This is a genomic window from Pseudomonas sp. AC211 (assembly GCF_979258055.1).
This window is the reverse complement of the sequence record NZ_OZ409830.1, coordinates 2760042-2776963: the sequence shown is the minus strand read 5'-3', so window position 1 is coordinate 2776963 and position 16922 is coordinate 2760042. Positions and strand designations below refer to the sequence as shown.

Below are 16922 nucleotides of genomic sequence, written 5' to 3'. Positions count from 1 at the left end.
GTTTCGTCCGCCCGCTAAGCCGCATGCTAGGGCTTCTGCTATAGGGTTTTTCCCAAATAGCCGTAGGACCATCGGTCGGCCGTGTGGCGAAATGCCCTCAACTTTTGGCAAACGGTGTCGTCAACCTTGCAGATGTCTCGTCGAGGAAAACGACCATGGCTACTTCATCTGCTGCTTTTCTGCCGACCAACCTGCGCACTGGAAATGTGGGCGCTTCGTCCGCTGGCGCCGGTGCCATCGATCCGCAGAAAACCTTGGCCAACCGTCTGGCCGACCGTTTGGGCCTCAAGCCCGGCGACCTGAACGACAAAGCCAGCAACTACACGCCCGACAAAGTGGCCGACCGGATTCTTGGCTTTGTGGAAGGCGGTATCAAAAGCAAAGCGGCCTCTGGCGCCGACAACGCCGAGCTGCAAGACATGCTCGAGCAGGCACGCAAAGGCATTGAAAAAGGCTTCGCTGAGGCGAAGAAAATTCTCGATGGGCTGGGTGTGCTGGGCGGCAAGGTCGCCGCCGACATCGAAGAAACCTACAGCAAAATTACCGCTGGCCTGGACAAGCTCGGCGAAAGCCTGGGCGTGCCTCGCCAGCGGCACCCAACCGGGTGAAAGCACCTCGATCACCGGCGACTACAGCGACCGCAATTACCAAGCGCAGGCGCAGAGCTTTGACATGAGCCTGACCACGCTGGACGGCGACAAAGTACGCATTCTGGCCGCCAATGCGTCGTCCAGCGAGAGCACTAAATCTGCAGATGGCTCATCGACCAAAACCATGCAGGTGGCCGGCTATTCGGTGGAAGTGGACGGCGACCTGAATGAAGAGGAGATGGCTTCACTGAAGGACTTGTTCAGCAAAGTTTCCGACATCTCCGACAAGTTCTATTCCGGCGATCTTCAAGGCGCGTTTGACCAGGCGGTGAAGCTGGATATCAACGGCACGCAACTGGCGAGCATGTCGCTGAACATGACCACCGCCAGCGTACGCGCCACCGAAACCTATGGCTCGGTGGCGGGCGGCAGCAAAGCCGGCGCCAGCAACAGTGCGCTCAACGACTACGCCAAGAGTTTGGTGGACGGTCTGCAGACGGCCAGCGGCTTGTCGGATAATCCGGCGAAGGTTATGTCCGACCTGCTCAAAGGCGCGTTCAGTCTGGATGACCGCTTCGACCAGGAAGATCTCGACAAGGCGCAAACGCTCAACGACCGCCTGCTTGACGGCCTCAAAGGCTTGATCACCCCGCAAGCGCAAAGCACCACCGCGACCGCCGCTGCCAGCGGTCAGTGAGTCAGCTAAACTGCGCCTCATCTTTTTGCTTGAGGCGCAGTCATGCTTCCCGAATGCCAACTCTTCGGCACCCTGGGTTGTCACCTATGTGAGGTGGCCGAGGCGCTGCTGATGCCGTTTGTTGAACACGGTTTGCTGGTCGAACTGGTCGACATTGGTGAAGACGAAACGCAGGTGGAAACCTACGGCCTGCGCATTCCGGTGCTGCGCCGCTGCGACACCGGTGCGGAGTTGAACTGGCCGTTCGATGCCGACCAGATTGTCGCCTTTCTTCAGTAAGCGTTAATCGTCCCGCGACTCGCCGCGACGGCGAGGAGAGGCGGGCGTGTCCTGAAAGACCTCGGCCACTTCGCAAGCCATTTTCTCGGTGGGCATCGGGCCGGCCACTTGCTCGCCAGCGGCCGAACACACCCACCAATTGCCGGCGCCGATCTGCTTGATCACATAACCGTTTACGGTTTTTTCCGCGCTCATTGTTTGCTCTCTTTTAAGAAAAAAGTGGCTGGCTGCACAGCATCCAGTAAAGGCTAAACCGCGGCCAATAAAAAACCCGCCAAGAGGGCGGGTTTTTCAGGGATTGGTCGGAGAGACAGGATTCGAACCTGCGACCTTCTCGTCCCGAACGAGACGCGCTACCAAGCTGCGCTACACTCCGAATGAGGCCAGATTTTACTGAAAAAGTTTTAGCGCACAAGGGGTTAGGCGGAAATTTTTCTCGGCCGCGCTAGCCCCTTTTTATTTGGCTTGAGCCGAGCCTCAGAGTTCCTTGACCGTGCGTACCTGGTCTTTGTTGACCTTGGTGCGCTTGCCGTCCAACTGCTCGAATTCATAGAAACCGGAGTCGCTGTCGTACTCGGGTTGGTCAACGGTTTGAATTTCGCGACCGTCGTTCAAGGTGATCACTGACGGCGACGAACAGCCGGCAAGGGCAACAAGGCCAGCGGCTAAAACAAAGGCGGGGATGATCCGCTGATTCATAGTTATTCTCCGATGCGCGCAGACCGACGTCTGCGCAGGTGGTTCAGCTTTTTTTCACGAAGCATGAGACGCAAGCGAAGCGGCCAAGTTCAGTAGCGCAGGCCAACTTGTGGGAGCGACTTTAGTCGCGATGGCGTTTACTCGGTTTTCCAACAGAACACCTTTTCCAGGAATCGCGACTGAAGTCGCTCCTACAGAACTGCCGTGGCCTACGAATGTTCGAAACCTGACGGGCGCTCCGTCTCGTGCAGCAACTCCGGCGTATTCAAATTCGCCAAACGCCCATCGTCTTCCGCCAAATCCAAATACACCGCGCCCTGCAATTCGAACGCCTGCCGGGGGCTGCGCTTGCCGGCTTGCCAGGCCTGGTCAACACCAGCGGCGATGGAGGTGGGCACCACGCTGAACAGCGGTTCCCATTGCGCGCCGCGACGCAGCATCAGCGGCTTTTGTTGCTGATGCGCGGCGGCACGCATGGCTTCGATCAGCGCCAAATCAATCAGCGGCGCATCGCATGGCAACACCAACAACCAATCGTGTTTCGCCACCGCCAAACCCGCACGGATGCCGGCCAGCGGGCCGCAGAAATCAGCGTTGTCGTCACTCACCAGCCCATCGGCATAAGGCGCGTAGGAAGCGTGGTTGCGGTTGCAGGAAATAATCAGGTCGTCCGTGAGCGGCCGGGTGAGGGCGTGCAAATGGGCGATCAATGGCTGGTTGCGCCAGTGCACCAGGCCCTTGTCCTGGCCGCCCATGCGCTGGCCACGGCCACCGGCTAACAGCAGAACGGAACAGGCGGGCAGGGTGGGCAAATCGGTCATGCAGGCTTCCGGCGCGAGAGAGGCGAGGGCTGTGATATAAACACCGACCTGCCTCCCCCACAACCGGATTTGAGCCTATGAACACCAAGGCTGATGCACCCTTTGTGCCCCTGAATATCGCCGTTCTCACCGTCAGCGACACCCGCTCGCTGGAAACCGACACCTCGGGTCAGCTGTTTGTCGACCGCCTCACCGCCGCCGGCCATCACCTCGCCGCCCGCGTGCTGCTTAAAGATGATCTGTACAAAATTCGCGCCCAGGTCGCCACCTGGATTGCCGAAGACACCGTGCAAGTCGTGTTGATTACTGGCGGCACCGGCTTCACCGGCCGCGACAGCACGCCGGAAGCGGTGGCGTGTTTGCTGGACAAACAAGTCGATGGTTTTGGCGAGCTGTTCCGCCAGATATCCGTGCCGGATATCGGCACCTCCACCATTCAATCCCGCGCCCTCGCCGGGCTTGCCAACGGCACGTTGGTTTGCTGCCTGCCGGGCTCGACCAACGCCTGCCGCACCGGCTGGGACGGCATCCTCGCCGAACAGTTGGATAACCGTCACCGCCCATGCAATTTCGTGCCGCACCTCAAGCAAGCCGCGCCCTGCGAGACGCGCGGATGAGTGAGGGCAAACGCAGCGCGCTGCTGCCGGTCGAGCAGGCCCTGGAGCGCTTGCTGACGCTGGCCGAAACCACGCCCATCGCCGAAACCGAGCGCGTGGTGCTAGCAGACGCTCACGGTCGGGTGTTGGCCGAACCGTTGATCGCCACCCTGGATCTACCGCCCTGGCCCAACAGCGCCATGGACGGTTACGCCCTGCGCGTGGGTGATTGGCAGGGCGAGCCATTGCCCGTGAGCCAACGCATTTTCGCCGGCCAGGCGCCGCAACCGCTGCAGCCCGAAACCTGCGCGCGGATTTTCACCGGCGCACCGGTTCCCGCGGGTGCCGATGTGGTGGAAATGCAGGAAAACGCCGAGGTGCTGGAAGACGGTCGCGTGCGTTTTACCGAGCCACTGAAAGTCGGCCAGAACATCCGCCCGCAAGGCCAGGAAACGCGAGTCGGCGAGACGGTTCTAGTCGCTGGCACGCGTTTGAACGCGATCAAACTCGGCCTGTGCGCCACCCTTGGCGTGGCGGAACTCAGCGTGGTTCGCCGTCCTCGTGTGGCCGTGTTGTCGACCGGCGATGAACTGATCGAGCCCGGCCAGCCCCTTGGCCCTGGGCAAATCTACAACAGCAACCGCACGTTGCTTTGCCAATGGTTACGGCAGGTGGGTTGCGAGGTCGTGGACGGCGGCATTTTGCCGGACAACCTCGAGCAAACCCGCGAGCGCCTCGGCGGTTTTGACCGGGTGGACCTGATTCTCTCCACCGGCGGCGTGTCAGTGGGCGAGGCGGATTTCCTCGGCCATGCCCTGCGCGAAGAAGGCGAACTGACGCTGTGGAAATTGGCGATTAAACCGGGCAAGCCGCTGACGTTTGGCCATTTCCGTGGCGTGCCGGTGATTGGTTTGCCGGGCAACCCGGCGTCTACGCTGGTGACCTTTGCGCTGCTGGCCCGGCCGTACCTGTTGCGGCGCATGGGGGTGAGCGAAGTCACGCCGCTGCGGTTACCCGTGCCGGCCGGGTTTGTCTGGCGTACTGCCGGCGAGCGCCGCGAATATTTGCGGGCGCGGATTGAAGACGGCAGGGCGGTGCTTTACAGCAACCAAAGCTCGGGCGTGCTGCGCAGTGCGGCGTGGGCTGAAGGGCTGGTGGAAGTGCCAGAGGGGCGGACGTTGGGGGAAGGGGATAGCGTGAATTTTATTCCGTTGAGTGAAGTGTTGAATTAGAGGCGTGGGGATGACGGAGGTTTTTTCATCTATCACCGTCATCCTCGCGAATGCGGCGGTCCGACGATTCGGGATCCAGAGTCTTCCGCCGGGCAAAGCAATCGAGGCGATCGGCCATCCATTCCGTTGCGGGAAAGGTGGCGAATCCAGCACTGCACTCCGCTCCGAAACTCTGGATCCCGAATTGTCGGACCACCGCCTACGCGGGGATGACGGAGGTTTTTCATCCATCACTGTCATTCCCGCGCAGGCGGGAATCCAGAATCTCTCGCCGAACAAACCAACCGAAGCGATCGGCCATCCAATCCGATGCGGGAAAGGTGGCGAATCCAGCACTGCACTCCGCTCCGAAACTCTGGATCCCGAATTGTCGGACCACCGCCTACGCGGGGATGACGGAGGTTTTTTCATCCATCACCGTCATCCTCGCGCAGGCGGGAATCCAGAATCTCTCGCCGGGTAAAGCAATCGAGGCGCTTGGTGATCTATTCCGACGCGGGAAATGTGGCGAACCCGGAACCGAACTCCGCTCAGAAACTCTGGATTCCCGCTTTCGCGGGAATGACGGTGGTGTCTGGAAAATCCTCCGTCATTCCCGCGCAGGCGGTGGTCCGACAATTCGGAATCCAGAATCTCAAGCCAGAGCGAAGCAACTGAGCCAATCCGAAACCCCATCGAGCAGACGCGCACCTCATCCAACCCAACACCTACCCCCGCCTTACGATGCCGCTCCCGATACTCCCCCGGCGTAATCCCCGTCCAGCCTTTAAAGCTGCGGTGAAAGCGACCGTGATTCGGTAAACCCCAGGTAATACGCAATGTCCTGCACCGGCAACGTACTGCGCGTCAGGTAGTGCTCAGCCAGTTCCTGTCGCAACTGGTCGAGAATCTCTTGATAGCTGGTGCCCGCCAGTTGCAAGTGCCGTTGCAGGGTGCGCACGGTCATGTCGAATTTTTCTGCCACCCGTTCCTTGCGCGGCAGCCCATCTTTGAGCAGCAAGCGCAGGGCGTTTTTCACCCGCAGCGGTAGCGGCTCGCCTTCGTCCAGCCCGGCCATCAGGGTCAGGGCGTGTTCTTCCAAGGTGCGCAGCAAGTTGGCATCGGCCTGGCGCAGCGGCACGTGGAGGTACTCCATCGGCACCAGCAGGGCATTAACCGGCTGTTCGAAGTGCACCGGGCAACCGAACACGCGTTCATACTCGGCCAGCTCGGTGCCGGGCGGTTGCGGATGCTCGAACCACACGGCCTGGGGCGAGCGGTCCATGTCGGCGATCCAGCGCGCGTAAAGCAGCCAGGACGTCAGCACGTTTTCGACCATATGCCGGCGAATATCGGCCGGCTGGTGCCGACAACTCCAAATCAGCCGCAGGTGGTCGCCCGCCGGTTCCAGGCGGCTGACGCCCATGTCGCCCACCAACTTTTCGTACGGCACGATGCGGCTCATGGCTTCGCCCAGCGTCGCGCAGTTCATGGTGATGTAGCCCAGCACGCTCCACGACCCCGGCTGAGTAAAGTGCCCGGCGTGCAGCCCGAACAGCGGGTCGGCGGATTCACGCAGCAAATGCTCGAGGAGTTTTTCGTGGGCTTCGCTGGGCAGACGCCGGCTGTTGTCGTCGAGGTCGCTGGCGGTCAGGCCGGCAGCGGCGAGCGCGGCGGCCGTGTCTACGCCCAGGTGCTCGGCGTGGCGCAGGTATTTGAGCAGGGCGGGAACGGAGGTGTAGCCAAGTGCTTGCATGGCGTTTTTCTTGTTCTGGGTGGACTGTCTTGATTGGCCACTTTGGCTGTCTTGTTTCGACAGTGACCTTCCCAAGCGGCTCGCTAGTATACGTACCCATAGAGCACGTTCGAAACTGGCACAAGGAGACAGCAATGCGGCGTTGGAACGGTTGGGGTGACGAGGCCACGGTGGTGGAGTTGCCGGCACATGGCGGCGCGTTTCTGGCTGAGTTGATCGGCCCCGGTCAGCCATTGCCGGATGCCACTCTGGCCCACGTGCTGGCCCAGGTGCCGGTCTCGCGCCTGGCCATTCACCCGTTGGTGAGCACCGATGCTGAAACCCGCGTGCGTCACGCCCGTGGCCAAAGCCTGCCGGACTGGCTGGCGATGCGCGAAGGGCGCTTCGAGGTGTTTCCCGATGGCGTCGCCTTCCCGGAAACCCCCGCGCAAATTCGCGAGCTGCTCGCCTGGGCTGCGGCCCAAAACGTGCTGGTTATCCCCTACGGCGGCGGCACCTCGGTGGCGGGGCATATCAATCCGCAAGCCGGCGACAAGCCGGTGCTCACCCTGTCGCTGGAGCGCATGAGCCGCCTGCTGGAGCTGGACGAGCAGAGCCTGATCGCCACCTTCGGCCCCGGCGCCAATGGCCCGCAGGTGGAAAGCCAGTTGCGCGCGCGCGGTTATACGCTCGGCCATTTCCCGCAGTCGTGGGAGCTCTCGACCCTCGGCGGTTGGGTGGCCAGCCGTTCCAGTGGTCAGCAGTCGTTGCGCTATGGGCGCATCGAGCAGCTGTTTGCCGGCGGAACGATGGAGACCTTTGCTGGCACCTTGCAGATTCCGACCTTTCCAGCCTCGGCCGCCGGGCCGGATCTGCGCGAAATGGTGCTGGGGTCGGAAGGACGTTTTGGCGTGATTTCCTCGGTGCAGGTGCGGGTCACCAAACTGGCGGTCGACGAAAAATTTTATTCCGTGTTTTTACCTTCGTGGCCGCAGGCGCTGGAGGCGATTCGCACCTTGGGGCAGGCGCGGGTGCCGCTGTCGATGCTGCGTTTGTCCAACGCCATCGAAACCAAAACCCAACTGGCCCTGGCCGGCCACCCCGAGCAGATCGCCTGGCTTGAGAAATACCTGGCCCTGCGCGGCGCGCGTGACGGCAAGTGCATGCTGACCTTTGGTGTTACCGGCAATCGCGCGCAGAACGCGCTGTCGTTGAAGCAAGCGAAAAAGTTGCTGAAGGGTTTTGGTGGCGTGTTCACCGGCACCTTGCTTGGGAAGAAATGGGCAGAGGGGCGTTTTCGCTTTCCGTACCTGCGCGAAGGTTTGTGGCAGGCCGGCTATGCCGTCGACACGCTGGAAACCGCGACCGACTGGGCCAATGTCGACAACCTGCTGAACAAAATCGAAGCCAGCCTGCGCGGCGGTCTGACGGACGAAGGTGAGCAGGTGCACGTGTTTACCCACTTGTCCCACGTCTACGGCGAAGGCTCGAGCATCTACACCACCTACGTGTTTCGCCCCGGTACCGACTACGCCACCACCCACGCGCGCTGGCAGAAGCTCAAGCACCTGGCCAGCAGCACGGTGGTGAATAACCGCGGCACCATCAGCCATCAACATGGCGTTGGCCGCGACCATGCGCCGTATTTGCCGGTGGAGAAGGGCGAACTGGGCATCGCCGCGTTGCAGGCCATGGCCAACCATTTCGACCCGGACCAGCGCCTTAATCCGGGCGTGCTGCTGAAATGACCGTCGCCCGGTGGAACGCCGCCTGGCGAGAAACGGCGCTCGCTGAATTGGCCGCGCGCGAGTGGGATGTGATTGTGGTCGGCGGCGGCATCAGTGGTGCTGGAATTTTGCGCGAGGCGGCGCGGCGCGGTTGGCGTTGCCTGCTGATTGAGCAGCGCGACTTTGCTTGGGGCACGTCCAGTCGCTCGTCGAAGATGGTCCACGGCGGGCTGCGGTATATCGCCAAAGGCCAGTTCAAGCTGACCCGCGATTCCGTGCACGAGCGCCAACGCTTGCTGGGCGAGGCGCCGGGTTTGGTCGAGCCGCTCAGCTTTGTGATGCCGCATTACAGCGGCCAATTTCCCGGCCCGAAGGTGTTCGGTGGCTTGCTGCGGGTGTACGACGCGCTGGCGGGCAAACGTAACCATCAGTTTTTTCGCAAAGCCGAGCTGAGCTACCTGGCGCCGGGTTTGAAGGACGACGCACTACAGGGCGGCACGCGTTTTTACGATGCCGTCACCGACGACGCCCGCCTGGTGATGCGCGTGCTCGGCGAAGCGCGGGCCGACGGCGCCGAAGCGCTCAATGGCCTGAAAGTGCTGGAGCTGAACCGCGCTGACGGCCGGGTGGTGGGCCTTACGGCTGAAGACAGCGAAAGCGGTGAGCGCTATCCACTTCAAGGCCGGGGTGGTGGCGCAGGCCACGGGCGCCTGGGCTGACCGCTTGCGCAGCACGCACACCGACGAGCACATCCGCCCGCTGCGCGGCAGTCACTTGCTGGTGCCGGCCTGGCGCTTGCCGGTGGCTCACGCGTTCAGCTTTATGCATGCCAGTGATCGGCGGCCGGTGTTTGTCTTTCCGTGGGAAGGCGCCACGGTCATTGGCACCACCGACCTCGACCACGCCGACGACATCGACCAGGAAGCCCGCATTAGCCAAGTCGAAGTGGACTACCTGCTCAGCGCCTGCGAGCAGCAGTTTCCCCAGGCCAACATTGGCGCAGCTGACGTGCTGTCGACCTGGGCCGGCGTGCGGCCGGTGGTTACCAGCGGCGCGGGCAGCCTGAAACCGTCGGATGAAAAACGCGAGCATGTGCTGTGGACCGAACCCGGCGCCGTGACGCTGGCCGGCGGCAAGCTCACCACCTTTCGCTTACTGGCTTTGGACGTGCTCAACGCTTGCGCGCCGATGCTGGGCAAAACCGTCAGCGATAACGGCAGCGCCGTGTTTCGGCCGATGCCGAGCGTGATGCTGGCCGGGTTGGGCGCTATGCAACAGCGGCGCCTGGCGGGTCGCTACGGTTGCCAGTTGCCGTTGTTGCAGGCGCTGCTGGAACAGCTCGGGGCTGAAAGCGTCGGCGCCACCCGACACGTTGTGGGCCGAATTGGCTTTCGCGGCGGAACACGAATTGGTGCTGCACCTGGATGACTTGCTCCTGCGCCGCACGCGGCTGGGTTTGCTGCTGGCCAACGGCGGCGCCGCGTTTTTACCGCGCATTCAGCAGGTCTGCCAGGGGCGCCTCGGCTGGAGCGATGAGCGCTGGCAGCAGGAACAACAGCAGTACCTGAGCCTATGGCAGCGCTGCTACAGCCTGCCGGCAAAAGAACAATAAAGGCCCGAGCCATGAGCGAAAAAAGTTACCTGCTGGCCATCGATAACGGCACCCAGAGCGTGCGCGCCTTGCTGTTTGATTTGCAGGGCAATCTGCTCGGCAAGGGCAAGGTAGATTTGCAGGCGTATTACTCCACGCAACCCGGCTGGGCCGAGCAAGATCCCGAGTATTACTGGCACAGCCTGGGCGAAGCGTGCCGGCTGTTGTGGCAGCAAGTGGACATCGATAAAAACCAGATCAAAGGCGTGTCGCTGACCACCCAGCGCGGCACCATCATCACCGTCGACGCCGTAGGCTCGCCGCTGCGTCCGGCCATTCTCTGGCTCGACCAGCGCCGCGCCGAGGTGCGCGGCGCGATCAAGGGGCCGTGGGGCTGGCTGTTCAAGCTGATTCGCGAAGAGGCCACCGTTGATTATTTTCGCGCCCAGGCCGAGGTGAACTGGTTGGCACAACAGGAGCCGGCCCTGTGGGCAAAAACCGACAAAGTACTGCTGCTCTCCGGTTTCCTTACCCACCGTTTGTGCGGGAAGTTCGTGGATTCGGTGGCGTGCTGCGTGGGTTACCTGCCGTTCGATTACAAGCGCCTGAAATGGGCCAGCCGCCGTGATTGGAAATGGCAGGCGATGCCGGTGCGTGAGCAGCAATTGCCGGAATTGGTAAAGCCGGGCGAGCGCCTGGGCGTGATCAGTGCCGAGGCCAGCCGCCATACCGGCATTCCCGAAGGCTTGCCGCTGATTGCCGCTGGCGCCGATAAAGCTTGCGAAGTGCTGGGGGCGGGCGGGGTGGAGCCGAGCACGGCGTGTTTGTCGTATGGCACCACAGCAACCATCAACACCACGCGGCGCACTTACCTGGAAACGGTGCCGCTGATTCCGCCTTTTCCGGCAGCGATTCCCGATCACTTCAATACCGAGGTGATGATTTATCGCGGCTTCTGGATGGTCAGCTGGTTCAAGCAAGAGTTCGGCCTGCGCGAGATGCAGCGCGCCAAACAACTGGGCGTCGAGCCCGAGGCGTTGTTTGACGAACTGGTGAACAGCGTGCCGGCCGGCTCCATGGGCCTGATGTTGCAGCCGTACTGGACGCCCGGCATCCGTGAGCCGGGGCTGGAGGCCAAGGGCTCGATCATCGGTTTCGGCGATGTGCACACCCGCGCGCATATTTACCGCGCCATTCTCGAAGGGCTGGCGTATGCGCTGCGCCAGGGGGAAAAGGAGCAGATCGAGAAACGCTCGGGCAGCAAAATCACCCGTCTGCGCGTATCGGGCGGCGGTTCCTGCAAAGCGATGCGGCCATGCAGCTTACGGCGGATATTTTCGGCCTGCCCGCCGAGCGACCGCACGTTTACGAAACCTCGGGGCTGGGCGCGGCTATCGATTGTGCCGTGGGGTTGGGCCTGCATCCGGACTTTCCCACCGCCATCGCGGCCATGACCCGCGTGGGTCGCGTGTTCGAGCCCAACCCGTCGGCGCAACGAATCTATGAACGCTTGTACCGCGAGGTGTACCAACGGATGTATAAGCAACTCAAACCGTTGTACCAAAGCATTCGAAGCATCACCGGCTACCCGTCCTAGGCGTGTCACAGCGACGTCGTCACGTCTGGGTGGCCTGGCGGGGGCACTAAAGGATTAATTGATGAACGAGCGCAAAGCCTTACTGATTCTGCATGGCAAACAAGCCCTCAACGAAGACGTGCGCGCCGCCGTACAAGCCCAGCGCGATGCCGGCTGGGACTTGGCCGTACGCGTGACGTGGAGGGCGGTGATGCCCAGCGTCTGGTCGGCGAGGCGCTGGCCGCCGGTTATCCAACGATCATCGCGGGCGGCGGCGACGGCACCCTGCGCGATGTGGCCGAAGCCATGGCCCTGGCCGACAGCGATGCCAGCCTGGCGCTGATGCCGCTGGGCACCGCCAATGATTTCGCCCGCGCCGCTGGCGTGCCGCTTTTGCCGCTCGAAGCGCTGGCACTGCTGGATGAGGAGGCGCTGCCCATTGATATGGGCGAGGTCGACGGGCAGCTATTCCTGAACATGGCCACGGGCGGCTTCGGTTCGAAAATCACCGCGAATACGCCGGAAGAACTCAAGCGCGTATTGGGCGGGGCGGCGTATTTGCTCACCGGGCTGACGCGGTTTTCGGATGTGCACGCCGCGTTCGGGCGCTTCAAAGGCCCGGACTTTTCCTGGGAAGGCGACTTTCTGGCCCTGGGCATCGGCAACGGTCGGCAGGCGGGCGGCGGCCATATGCTCTGCCCGCAGGCGTGCGTGAACGATGGGCTGCTGGATATCTGCATCGTGCCGGCGCCACAGGATGTAGTCGGTACGTTGGGCACGCTGTTGTCGGGCGGCATTCTTGGGCTGGAGAGTGTGTCGATCAATGCGCGCCTGCCCTGGGTTGAAATCGAGGCGCCGGAAGGGCTCGACCTCAATCTGGATGGCGAACCGCTGGAAAGCCGCGCGCTGCGCTTCAATGCCCGGCCGGCGGCGTTGCGCGTGCACCTGCCGCCTGGTTCGCCGCTATTGGGCCAGGCACTGCTACCCTGATTAGAGGTCGTGGACGCGCCCGCCAAGGCAGCGCAGACTCGGCGCTGTGCTGGTGCTTGCAGTGATGGCACGGCATGATGGCACCCTTTGGCGCGGACACATTTCAGTTGTGTCACATGCAGCCGATAAGGTTGCAAGCAACAGCTAGACTCGACAGACACAACAGGAGCACAGCATGGCCGGCATTCTCGACTCAGTGGACCAACGCACCCAGCTAGTGGGTGAGAACCGCCTGGAAATTCTGATGTTCCGCCTGGCAGGCCGGCAGCTTTTCGCCATCAACGTGTTCAAGGTGCAGGAAGTTTTGCAAATGCCAAAACTGACCCTGATGCCGCACCGCCATCCGTTCGTGTGCGGCGTCGTCAGCCTGCGTGGCCAGACGCTTCCAGTCATCGACCTGTCCCAAGCCATCGGCATGCGCCCCATCGTGCCGGATGAGCGCAGCACCATCATCGTTACCGAATACAACCGCTCGGTTCAGGCGTTCCTGGTCGGCGGCGTTGACCGCATTCTCAACCTCAACTGGGATTCCATCCTGCCGCCGCCCGGTGGCGCCGGCCGCCAGCACTACCTGACGGCCATCACGAAAGTGGAAGAGCAGTTGGTGGAAATCATCGACGTGGAAAAAGTGCTGGCCGAAATCGTGCCGTACAACGCCACCATTACCGGCGACCGCCTCACCGACCCGGTGCTGGAAAAAGCCCGGGGCCAGCGAAGTGCTGCTGGTCGATGACTGCCAGCGTCGCCCTGGCGCAACTGCGCGATACCTTGTCCCAGCTCGGCCTCAAACTGCATGTGGCCACCGACGGGCTGAAAGGTCTTAATCAGCTGAAAAAGTGGGCCGACGAAGGTCACGTGATGACCGACAAGCTGCTGATGATCTTCACCGACGCCGAAATGCCGGAAATGGACGGCTACCGCCTCACCACCGAAATTCGCAGCGACCCGCGCCTGAAAGATCTGTACGTGGTGCTGCATACCTCGCTGTCGGGCAGCTTTAACGAAGCGATGGTGAAGAAAGTGGGCTGCGATAACTTCCTGTCCAAGTTTCAGCCGGACAAGTTGGTGGACGTCATTCGCGAGCGGTTAATGCTCGACGAGTAACGATTTGCTTCCAGGCGTGACAGCCAATCGCGGCTGAAGCCGCTCCCACAGTGACCGAGCTGTTTGTAGGAGCGGCTTCAGCCGCGATGCTTTGCCCCTTGAGCGCCACCCCATCCATTCCGTATAACGGTCGCCTGTGCCTCCTTTCAGGACCTCGTTATGCGTCTCTCCGCGCTCTACCGCTTTCCGTTGAAATCCGCCATTGGCGAAAGCTTGCAGCGCGCGCAGATCGATAGCATCGGCATGGTCGGCGACCGCCGTTGGATGTTGGTGGATGCCAGCAATGGGCGGTTTTTCACGCAGCGGGCGATGGCGCATATGTCGCAGCTCTCAGCGTTATGGAACGCCGAATGCGGCCTGACGCTGAACGCCGAAGGTTTCCCCGCGCTGGATGTGCCGGTGCCCGACCCGGACGCTAACGTGCGCGGCGCGTTTATCTGGAGCGACAACATGGTGGTACCGGATGCCGGCGACGAAGCGGCTGATTGGCTCAGTCGCTTTCGGCAAAGCCTGCCGCCTGGTGCATGTGCCAGTGGAACGCGCGCGGGATATTCCGGGCAGTCTCGGGCCTACCGAGAAAGTGGGTTTTCCCGATGGCTTTCCATTGCTGCTGATTGGTCAGGCTTCGTTGGACGATTTGTCTGCCCGTGTCGGCCGTCCGCTGGAGATGCTGCGCTTTCGCACCAATCTGGTGGTGGAGGGCAGCGAGCCCTATGCCGAAGACACTTGGAAACGCATCCGCATCGGCACCACAGAGTTCCGCGTGGTTAAAGGCTGCACCCGCTGCATCATGACCACCATCGACCCGCAAACCGGCCAGCGCAGCCTGGACCGCGAACCGCTCACCACCCTGAAAAACCTACCGCGAGCGCGAAGGCGAAGTGTATTTCGGGCAAAACCTGATTAATGAAGGGGCTGGGGAGATTGCGGTGGGGATGGATGTAGAGGTGTTGAGTAGCTCGCGGCGCTTCGCTCGGGTTGGTTGCCTTCGAGATTCTGGATCTCCGCCTGCGCGGGGATGACGGCGTGGCGTTGGAGTGTGGGAGCGGCTTTAGCCGCGATGCTGTTGGTCCGAAGAGCATCGCGGCTGAAGCCGCTCCTACAGGCGCGCCGATTTATTGATCGTCAAAGAACCGCTCATGCCAATCAACCAGCGGCTGTGGCGCGTTGAGTTTGAAGCCGTAGATCACGGCGTACGACAGCACGTTTTGCACGTACTGGCGGGTCTCGTCGAACGGGATGGTTTCCACCCACACGTCATACGCCAAGTGGTTCGAGCCTTTCAGCCATTGGCGCACGCGCCCGGGACCGGCGTTGTAAGCGGCAGAGGCGAGTACGCGGTTGCCGTTGAATTGGCCATGTACCTGGCTCAGGTACGCCGCGCCCAGTTGCACGTTTTTGTCCGGGTCCAGCAATTGCTGCGGGGCAAACGGGATGCTGAATTTGCGTGCGGTTTCTTTGGCCGTGGCCGGCATCAGTTGCATCAGCCCGCTGGCGCCCACGCCGGAACGGGCGTCGTCCATAAACGCGCTTTCCTGGCGCGTAATCGCAAACACCCAACTCGAATGCAGGCCGCGCACTTTGGCCTCGCGCACCAAGGTATTGCGGTGGGCCATGGGGAAACGCACGTCCAGGTCGTCCCAGTACTGCGCCTGGCTGATGGTGCGAATGGCCGGGAAGTACCACTGTTTCTGATAGGCCAAACGCGCTTGCGCCACCAACTCGTCGCGGCTGAACAAGCGGCTGACGTGGTACCACTCGCGGCGCCCGTCGACGATCTGGCCGCGATCATGAAATTCCAGCGCACGGCGAATGCCCGGTGTGTTGCGCACTTTTTGCACGAGCTTCGGATCAAGCAGCAGCGGCTTGTTGGTCAACTGGTACGGCGTTTTCAACTGATCGGCGGCCATAAAGCCGTAGAAGTCGCGTTCTTTCGAAACCGGTTGGTAAAGCACCAGCGCGCCCGGATTGTTTGGCTCGGCCAGTTGCTGGCTACGCGCCTGCCAGTAGCGCCAGCGGTTGGTGTTGGCCAGGTCAGCCGGCATACGACGAATCAGCTGGTTCGCTTCGCCCCAACGGCCCAAGCGCAGCAGCAGCCGCGCGCGCCATTCGGTGACGGTGTTGTCGCGCAGCTCCGGGTCGTACTGGGTCATGATCGGCAGCGCGCGATCATCAAAGCTTTTCGCCAGGGTCAGGCCGATTTCGCGGGCGATGGCCACTTTTTCTTCCATCGAAAACGGCAAGCGCTGGGTGTAATCGTTAAGCAGGCTGATGGCTTTTTCCGGCTCTTGCTTGGCCAGACGGCGCAGGCCAATGCTGACCACATCGGCCATGGTTTGGCTGGGCGGGGCGAAGCGGCCAGTCTGGGTCAGCATGGTCGGCTTTTGCGCCACGTCGATCATCAGTTTGCCCTGGGGTGCCAGGGTCGTAAGCGTCTGGGTCAGGTGGGTGGCCAGGCTGTAATTACGCGCTTGCACGGCGAGCTTGAGGCGTTTCCAGCGCATGGTTTCGGTGAGCTGGCCGGCGTTGGCCCACATGTTGAACAGCGGTTCGCAGGCGTCGGGCTGCGACTTGCCCACCAGCCACAGTTTTTCCGCGCTGGCGTAGCCTTCGGCGGTCAGGCCATGGATGAGCTGGTACTGGCCGTTAAGGCAGTCCAGTTCGGTGAAGTTCATTTTCGGGTCGTAGTACTTAACGAACGGCTTCCAGTCGCCACGCTCCGCCAGCCAGCGCAACCAGCGCAATTTCATCCAGTTCGCTTGCGGCAGGTCGCCATGCTCGGCCAGAAATTTCTCGATCTCGGCATTGCTGGCGCTTTTCAGCCGGGCGGTCAATTCGTCGTAGGCCAGGTATGGCTCAAGCGGATAGTCGGACAGGGCGTTGGCGTACATCCGATACGGGCCGCTGTCGCCTTTGGCGAGCGCGCGTTTGGCCTCGTCATAAAACAAGCGCTGCTGCGCCAGGCTGGTGGCCGCAGAGGCGGTGAGGGTGACCGAGGAGAGAAGCAGGCAGGAAAACAGGCATAGCAGACGACCGCGCATGACACTTCCGAGCTGAAAATTCTGAAAGGCGCGCCGATGACTGGGCGCTCAAGTTGGGTAGCTTAGCCTTTTGCCGGGCGGTCGAGAAAGCGAAAGCACCATGTGCCTGTCGGGAGGTTTTGTGGGAGCGACTTCAGTCGCGATGCTTTTGCCAAGGCGTTTGCAGCAATCGCGGCTGAAGCCGCTCCCACAGAGACCGCTTGCGCAAAAAAATGCCACCCGGCCAGGGGCGCAACTCGGTAGAATGCGCGCCCAGTTTTGCCAA

At 61.9% G+C, this 16922-nt stretch carries 9 protein-coding genes, 1 tRNA gene and 6 pseudogenes; 10 read left to right on the top strand and 6 right to left on the bottom strand.

The features are described from left to right. Positions 1 to 155: 155 nt before the first annotated feature. Positions 156 to 608 carry a DUF5610 domain-containing protein gene (locus ACZZZP_RS12995; protein ID WP_463536565.1) on the top strand — a complete coding sequence of 151 codons (453 nt, stop codon included), beginning with the start codon at positions 156 to 158 and terminating at the stop codon, positions 606 to 608. A gap of 721 nt (positions 609 to 1329) precedes the next feature. Then, on the top strand, positions 1330 to 1566 hold the full coding sequence (locus ACZZZP_RS12990; protein WP_463382986.1) for a glutaredoxin family protein: 237 nt from the start codon (positions 1330 to 1332) through the stop codon (positions 1564 to 1566). 3 nt (positions 1567 to 1569) lie between these two features. Here ACZZZP_RS12990 and ACZZZP_RS12985 read toward each other — a convergent pair whose 3' ends face one another. The 4 genes from ACZZZP_RS12985 to mobA form a co-directional block, all read right to left on the bottom strand. Continuing rightward, positions 1570 to 1761 (bottom strand): hypothetical protein, encoded by a 192-nt coding sequence (locus ACZZZP_RS12985; RefSeq protein ID WP_122450560.1) that lies wholly within the window; start codon positions 1759 to 1761, stop codon positions 1570 to 1572. 104 nt (positions 1762 to 1865) lie between these two features. After that, positions 1866 to 1942 (bottom strand) — tRNA-Pro (locus ACZZZP_RS12980). Between the two features lie 101 nt (positions 1943 to 2043). Next, positions 2044 to 2265, bottom strand: a complete 222-nt coding sequence (locus ACZZZP_RS12975) for a YgdI/YgdR family lipoprotein (RefSeq protein ID WP_463382985.1) — start codon at positions 2263 to 2265, stop codon at positions 2044 to 2046. Positions 2266 to 2474: 209 nt separating this feature from the next. Further along, positions 2475 to 3086, bottom strand: coding sequence for a molybdenum cofactor guanylyltransferase MobA (gene mobA / locus ACZZZP_RS12970; protein WP_463382984.1), 612 nt, complete (start codon positions 3084 to 3086; stop codon positions 2475 to 2477). A 77-nt stretch (positions 3087 to 3163) separates the two neighbouring features. Between mobA and moaB the strand changes: the two genes are divergently transcribed. Together moaB and ACZZZP_RS12960 are read left to right on the top strand one after the other, a co-directional pair. Continuing rightward, positions 3164 to 3703 (top strand): molybdenum cofactor biosynthesis protein B, encoded by a 540-nt coding sequence (gene moaB / locus ACZZZP_RS12965; RefSeq protein WP_463382983.1) that lies wholly within the window; start codon positions 3164 to 3166, stop codon positions 3701 to 3703. After that, positions 3700 to 4914 (top strand): molybdopterin molybdotransferase MoeA, encoded by a 1215-nt coding sequence (locus ACZZZP_RS12960; RefSeq protein WP_463382982.1) that lies wholly within the window; start codon positions 3700 to 3702, stop codon positions 4912 to 4914. Before moaB ends, ACZZZP_RS12960 begins: the two co-directional genes overlap by 4 nt. Before the next feature lie 717 nt (positions 4915 to 5631). Here ACZZZP_RS12960 and gliR read toward each other — a convergent pair. After that, positions 5632 to 6649 (bottom strand): annotated as a pseudogene (gliR, locus tag ACZZZP_RS12955) (AraC family transcriptional regulator GliR); the annotation flags it as partial. Positions 6650 to 6783: 134 nt separating this feature from the next. Here gliR and ACZZZP_RS12950 point away from each other — a divergent pair. From ACZZZP_RS12950 to ACZZZP_RS12925, 6 genes and pseudogenes are all read left to right on the top strand, one after another. Beyond that, on the top strand, positions 6784 to 8376 hold the full coding sequence (locus tag ACZZZP_RS12950) for an FAD-binding oxidoreductase (RefSeq protein ID WP_463382980.1): 1593 nt from the start codon (positions 6784 to 6786) through the stop codon (positions 8374 to 8376). Then, positions 8373 to 9967 (top strand): annotated as a pseudogene (locus ACZZZP_RS12945) (glycerol-3-phosphate dehydrogenase/oxidase). Before ACZZZP_RS12950 ends, ACZZZP_RS12945 begins: the two are co-directional and overlap by 4 nt. Before the next feature lie 11 nt (positions 9968 to 9978). After that, positions 9979 to 11543 (top strand): annotated as a pseudogene (locus ACZZZP_RS12940) (FGGY-family carbohydrate kinase). A 61-nt stretch (positions 11544 to 11604) separates the two neighbouring features. Then, positions 11605 to 12512 (top strand): annotated as a pseudogene (gene yegS, locus ACZZZP_RS12935) (lipid kinase YegS). Positions 12513 to 12687: 175 nt separating this feature from the next. After that, positions 12688 to 13616 (top strand): annotated as a pseudogene (locus tag ACZZZP_RS12930) (chemotaxis protein CheV). Positions 13617 to 13775: 159 nt separating this feature from the next. After that, positions 13776 to 14572: pseudogene (locus tag ACZZZP_RS12925) on the top strand (MOSC domain-containing protein); the annotation flags it as partial. Positions 14573 to 14731: 159 nt separating this feature from the next. Here ACZZZP_RS12925 and ACZZZP_RS12920 read toward each other — a convergent pair. Next, on the bottom strand, positions 14732 to 16657 hold the full coding sequence (locus tag ACZZZP_RS12920; protein ID WP_463382974.1) for a transglycosylase SLT domain-containing protein: 1926 nt from the start codon (positions 16655 to 16657) through the stop codon (positions 14732 to 14734). Positions 16658 to 16922: the final 265 nt, after the last annotated feature.

Excerpts from the sequence above, each read along its gene's own strand:
- ACZZZP_RS12995 (WP_463536565.1), top strand. The coding sequence starts at position 156 with ATGGCTACTTCATCTGCTGCTTTTCTGCCGACCAACCTGCGCACTGGA.
- ACZZZP_RS12990 (WP_463382986.1), top strand. The coding sequence starts at position 1,330 with ATGCTTCCCGAATGCCAACTCTTCGGCACCCTGGGTTGTCACCTATGT.
- ACZZZP_RS12985 (WP_122450560.1), bottom strand. The coding sequence starts at position 1,761 with ATGAGCGCGGAAAAAACCGTAAACGGTTATGTGATCAAGCAGATCGGC.
- ACZZZP_RS12975 (WP_463382985.1), bottom strand. The coding sequence starts at position 2,265 with ATGAATCAGCGGATCATCCCCGCCTTTGTTTTAGCCGCTGGCCTTGTT.
- mobA (WP_463382984.1), bottom strand. The coding sequence starts at position 3,086 with ATGACCGATTTGCCCACCCTGCCCGCCTGTTCCGTTCTGCTGTTAGCC.
- moaB (WP_463382983.1), top strand. The coding sequence starts at position 3,164 with ATGAACACCAAGGCTGATGCACCCTTTGTGCCCCTGAATATCGCCGTT.
- ACZZZP_RS12960 (WP_463382982.1), top strand. The coding sequence starts at position 3,700 with ATGAGTGAGGGCAAACGCAGCGCGCTGCTGCCGGTCGAGCAGGCCCTG.
- ACZZZP_RS12950 (WP_463382980.1), top strand. The coding sequence starts at position 6,784 with ATGCGGCGTTGGAACGGTTGGGGTGACGAGGCCACGGTGGTGGAGTTG.
- ACZZZP_RS12920 (WP_463382974.1), bottom strand. The coding sequence starts at position 16,657 with ATGCGCGGTCGTCTGCTATGCCTGTTTTCCTGCCTGCTTCTCTCCTCG.